Below are 5,073 nucleotides of genomic sequence, written 5' to 3'. Positions count from 1 at the left end.
GGGCCGGGCCGGCGCCGGGTGGGCGCCGGCCGGCCGTCGTGCTGTGCTACCCGAGGGTGGGTCAGGCCTGACCCTTCTCCACCTGCTCGGCGGTCCAGTAGCCCGAGTCGATCAGGAGCGCCTGGATGTTGTTCGCGTAGACGATGTCCGAGGTCAGCAGGTACGACGGGACGACCTTGACGCCGTTGTCGTACGTCTCGGTGTCGTTCGCCTCGGGCTCCTCACCCGCGAGGAACGACGTGCCCGACACGATCGCCTGGTCGGCGAGCTTGCGGGTGTCCTTGAAGATCGTCGAGAACTGGACGTCGTCGGCGATCAGCTTGACCGAGGCGATCTCGGCGTCCTGGCCGGTGACGACGGGCATCGGCGTGGCGTCCGAGCGCGTCGGGCCGTAGCCCGCGTTCTGGAGCGCCGTGATGATGCCGCGCGACAGGCCGTCGTACGGCGAGAGGACGCCGTCGACCTTGGAGCCGCCGCCGTACGTGGAGGTCAGCAGGTCCTCCATGCGCTTCTGCGCGGTCTCCTGCTGCCAGCGCAGCGTGGCGGCCTGCTCGATGTCCGTCTGGCCCGACGGGACGACGATGACGCCCTCGTCGATGTACGGCTGGAGGGTGTCCATCGCGCCCTTCCAGAAGAAGTGCGCGTTGTTGTCGTCCAGCGAGCCCGCGAAGAGCTCGACGTTGAACGGGCCGGTGACGCCCTCGACGGCCGTGCCGGCCTCGTCGAGCACGCCGAGACCGACGAGCAGCGACGTCGCCTGCTGCACGCCGACGTTGTAGTTGTCGAACGTGACGTAGAAGTCGACGTTCTCGCTGTCGCGGATCAGGCGGTCGTACGCGATGACCGGGATGTCCGCGTCGGCCGCGGCCTGGAGCTGGTTGGCCAGCGCCGTGCCGTCGATCGAGGCGATGATCAGGAGCTTGACGCCCTTGGTGATCATCTGGTCGATCTGCGACTGCTGCGTCGGGATGTCGTCGTTGCCGTACTGCAGGTCGACCTTGTAGCCGGCCTCCTCCAGGCCCGCCTTGACGGCGTCGCCGTCGGCGATCCAGCGCTCGGAGGTCTGCGTCGGCATCGCGACGCCGACGAGCTGACCGCCGCCGTCACCGCCAGCAGCACCGCTCGCGTCGTCCGTGCTGCTGCCCGCGCCGCCTCCGGAGCACGCTGCGAGCCCGAGGGCCAGCGTTGCACCGACAGCGGCGATGGAGAACTTGCGTCGCATCGTCCACTCCTTCTCGTCTTTGAGATCGGTCGCCCCTCGGGCTGACCTTCGTGCGAAACCGCGGGAGTGCCCCGCTCGCTGCGCGGTCCCACTGCCGAGACCGGTCGTCGGGCGACGACGCCCGGCAGCGGTTCTCACCCTGTTGGGTTCGACAACCAAAGTCAAGCCAAGTTTTGGGTTACGAGTCTCGAATCCATAACGGTTCGGTCACGCTGCGGGCGCAGTGGGTCGGAGGTCCGGGGGCGGTCCTACGGTGACCTGCGCGGACGTCGGTCACGCGCGGGTCACGACACCGACGGGTGATTCTGCAGCAGGTCAGCCGCTCGGGCGACCCCGGGAGGTCGCCCCGTCCCGGGTCCAGGTCCCGAAGGCATGCGGCCCTGACCTGCGGGTAAGCCAGGCCTGCCTTTCTAGGCAGGGGTCGGCGCCGGGTCTACCGTCGAACGGGTACGCACGTCAGGTCCCGTCCCCCCGGGGCCCCGCTCGCGGGTCCCGCCCACGCACGGAGGTCGCCCGATGAGCACGCTGATGGACCTTCCCCCGGTCGCCGAGTGCTCGGTCGCCGGCTGTTCCTACAACGACCACTCCCACTGCCACGCCGCCGCGATCACCATCGCCGGGCACGACGGGGACGCCGCCTGCGCGACGTTCATCCCCCTCGGCGTCAAGGGCGGGCTCGAGAAGGTCGTCACGCACGTCGGCGCCTGCCAGCGGCAGGACTGCCGGCACAACTCGTCGCTCGAGTGCACGGCCGAGGCCGTGCGCGTCGGGGCCGGGCACGACTCGGCCGACTGCCTCACCTACTCGCCGCGCTGAGCGGCCCGGGTCGCGCCGTCGACCCGGGGACGACGGAGGGCCGCCCCAGGTGACCGGGGCGGCCCTCCGTCGCGTCGTCGGTGGCTGCTCAGGCGCCGGGCGTCTCCGCGTCCGGGGGAGTCGCGACGGCGACGAGCTCGCGCACCAGCGCCGCGGCCGCCGGGACCAGCTCGCGCTCGCCCGCGACGAGCGACGGGTCCTGCGCGCGGACCGCCGCGGCGTCGTCGAGACCGGCCAGCAGGTCCGTCCCCGTGCTCGCCAGGAACGCCGCCAGCAGGGCGCGCGCGGCCGACGAGTACTCGCCCCCGGCATCCACGACGACCTCGCCGATGATGAGCGCGGTCAGCGCGACGTCGAGCTCCGCCGTCCCCGTGCGCGCGTTCGACCAGTCGATGAGGGCCGGCCCGCGCGCCTCCGACAGGATGACGTTGGCCGGGTGCAGGTCCAGGTGGACGACGGTCGGGCCGCCGGTGACGTGCGGCCACTGCGACGGCGGGTCGTTCCAGCCCTCGGGGGCGGGGATCTCGTGGAGGCGGCGGTGCAGGTCGGCGAGGATCTGCGCGCCGTCGTGCAGCGACACCTCGCCCGCGGTGAGCGCCTGCAGCAGCGTCGGCCCGTGCAGCCGCTCGGCGACGAGGTCAGGGCCCTGCACGAAGTGGACGGCCGGCGCGGGGAAGCCGTGCGCGACGACGTGCCGCAGGATCTGCGCCTCGCTCTCCGCGTCCCGGCCGGCGCGGTCGCGGCGCAGCACCCGGTGGTCGTCGATCGCGTACACGTCGGCCGCCGTGCCGGACGCGAGCAGCGGCCCGGGCGGGTCGGCCGTGAGGTCGACGTCGAGGTCGACGGGCGGGACGTCCGCGTGGTGCGGCTGCGTCGGGACGGTCGGACCCGTCGCGGACGCGCCTCCGCCGACCGGGCGGGGGGCCGCGGAACCCTCCGAAGGGGCAGGGTCGCGAGGGGCGAGCTCGGCGGGGTTCATAGATCGACGGTAGACGCATTCACCCGACTTGTCCCTACCGCCGGGCAGACTCGTCCCTGACCAGCAGCGGTGCAACGGTTGAATCCTGGTCTATCGGCTCTTGACCCTCTGGACACCCGTCCCGGACGTCCTCGTCGGGGGTCTCCCCGTCAGGGGCGCGACACCCGGCGCAGCGTGTGCACCGCCTCCTCGTGCGTCGCGGGCAGCCGCTCGACCCACACCCGGACCGGCTGACGCGTCGCCGCGCGCACCTCCAGGCGGTCGACCCGCCGCGCGATCTCCACCTGCAGGTCCGCGACCCGCTCCTCCAACGGGTCCTGCCGCCGTGACAGCACCGCGAACACCCCGCCGCCGAGCGTGGCCATCGGGTGCCCCAGGCCGAACGTCGTCGTCATCGCCGCCCCCACCGCGGCCGAGCGAGCCGCGCGCGAGAACGGGTCGACCGTCCCCGCCGCGACGTCCACGAGGACCAGGTGGTGCGAGTCGTGCGCACCGACGCCCGCGCGGGAGCCGTCCTGGTACGTCTCCGCGAGGCGCACCGCGAGGTACTGGTGCGTGGGCAGGCCGGACTCCGGGTCGAGCGACGTGCCCACCGCGACCGCCGCCGCCTGCGCGTCCGCCCAGCCGTCGCACAGCGCGCGGACCGTCAGCAGCGGGGGCTGGGCCTCGCCGCGCGAGCGGTACAGGCACGCCAGGTCGTCGATCGTCTCCGCGATCCCCACGCCGTCGTACCCGCGCGCGCGCCCGAGGTCGGCCGCAGCGAGAGTCGGGTCGAGGTCGCCCAGCACCGCCACGGCGAGGTCGTCGACCGCCGGGTGGTACCAGTCGGCCGGCCGCAGCCAGACCGAGCCCAGGCTCTCGTGCCGCCAGCGCTCGCGCAGCGCCACGCCCGCAGCGTCGTCCCTGCCGATGTCTGTCGTCACGCCGGATGAGAGGGGGACGGTGACGTGCGGTGACGCCACATGAGGAACTTTTCACCCACCGGTGCGAGCGCTTACCCGCCCGCAGCGGTCCGGAAACCCTTCGTCTGTCGCGTACGTTGAAATTGGGCGTTTGCGGTCTGGACACCCGATCCATCCGTTGTGGCAGGCTGTGCGCTCGACAGGAACGCTGACGGGAGCAGGTCGTGGTAGCAGGCACGCGGCTCGGCGACGGCGTCACAGGGGACGCCGCGCTGATCGCTGCCGTGCGCACGGGTGACGCCGCGTCCTTCGGCACCCTCTACGAGCGCCATGCGGGTGCCGCGTGGGTCGTCGCCCGTCAGTACACCGACTCGCGCGCCGACGCCGACGACGTCGTGGCCGACGCGTTCACCGCCGTGCACGCCGCGCTGCAGAACGGCAACGGGCCCGAGTCGGCCTTCCGTGCCTACCTCTTCACCGTCGTGCGCCGGACCGCCGCCGACCGCCGTGAGAAAGCCCGCCGCGTCACCCCGACCGACGACCTCGCGACGCTCGAGCGCGGCACCGCGCTCGCCGGGACCGCCGAGGAGCCCGCGCTCGAGGGCTTCGAGCGGGGCGTCGTCGCACGCGCGTTCCACTCCCTGCCCGAGCGCTGGCAGGCCGTCCTGTGGCACTCCGAGGTCGAAGGGCTGACGCCCGCCCAGATCGCCCCCGTGCTCGGCCTCACCGCCAACGGCGTCGCCGCCCTCGCCTACCGGGCGCGCGAGGGCCTGCGGCAGGCGTACCTGCAGCAGCACCTGCAGGACCCGCTCGACGAGTCGTGCCGCACCGTCGCCGGCAAGCTCGGCTCCTACGTCCGCGGGGGCCTCGGCACCCGTGAGAACGCGCAGGTCGAGAAGCACCTCGACGGGTGTGGCGACTGCCGGGCGCTCGTGCTCGAGCTCGGCGACGTCAACCACGGCATGCGCGCCGTCATCGCGCCGCTCGTCCTCGGCCTGGTCGGCGTCGGCGCCCTCGCGCACCTGCTGCCCGTCGGCGGCGGGCTGGCCGCGGGAGTCGCGGCCGCGGGGACCTCGGGAGCAGGTGCGGGTGCCGGGTCGGCCGGTGCCGCCGGGGCCGGGGGAGCCGCCGCCGGGACCGCCGCGGTCACGGGC

At 73.3% G+C, this 5,073-nt stretch carries 5 protein-coding genes; 2 read left to right on the top strand and 3 right to left on the bottom strand.

The annotated features are described in order from the left end of the window. Nucleotides 1-61: 61 nt before the first annotated feature. Entirely contained in the window at nt 62-1,222 is a 1,161-nt protein-coding gene (gene chvE / locus CBZ_RS18465) for a multiple monosaccharide ABC transporter substrate-binding protein (RefSeq protein ID WP_130782928.1), read from the bottom strand. Between the two features lie 516 nt (nt 1,223-1,738). Here chvE and CBZ_RS18460 point away from each other — a divergent pair. Beyond that, nucleotides 1,739-2,038 carry a DUF1540 domain-containing protein gene (locus CBZ_RS18460; protein WP_130782927.1) on the top strand — a complete coding sequence of 100 codons (300 nt, stop codon included), beginning with the start codon at nt 1,739-1,741 and terminating at the stop codon, nt 2,036-2,038. Between the two features lie 88 nt (nt 2,039-2,126). On the opposite strand, the gene CBZ_RS18455 is transcribed toward CBZ_RS18460, so the two are convergent. Further along, complete coding sequence (locus tag CBZ_RS18455; protein ID WP_130782926.1) at nt 2,127-3,017, bottom strand: phosphotransferase; 891 nt, start codon at nt 3,015-3,017, stop codon at nt 2,127-2,129. Between the two features lie 149 nt (nt 3,018-3,166). Continuing rightward, nucleotides 3,167-3,904 (bottom strand): hypothetical protein, encoded by a 738-nt coding sequence (locus tag CBZ_RS21155; protein WP_165446852.1) that lies wholly within the window; start codon nt 3,902-3,904, stop codon nt 3,167-3,169. 239 nt (nt 3,905-4,143) lie between these two features. Here CBZ_RS21155 and CBZ_RS18445 point away from each other — a divergent pair. Next, nucleotides 4,144-5,073, top strand: a 930-nt coding sequence (locus CBZ_RS18445) for a sigma-70 family RNA polymerase sigma factor (protein ID WP_130782924.1), incomplete at its 3' end; no start/stop codon positions are given.

Source organism: Cellulomonas biazotea (assembly GCF_004306155.1).
Lineage (GTDB): Bacteria > Actinomycetota > Actinomycetes > Actinomycetales > Cellulomonadaceae > Cellulomonas > Cellulomonas biazotea.
Note: the sequence above shows the minus strand (reverse complement) of the source record. Positions and strands in the feature narration are given on the sequence as shown.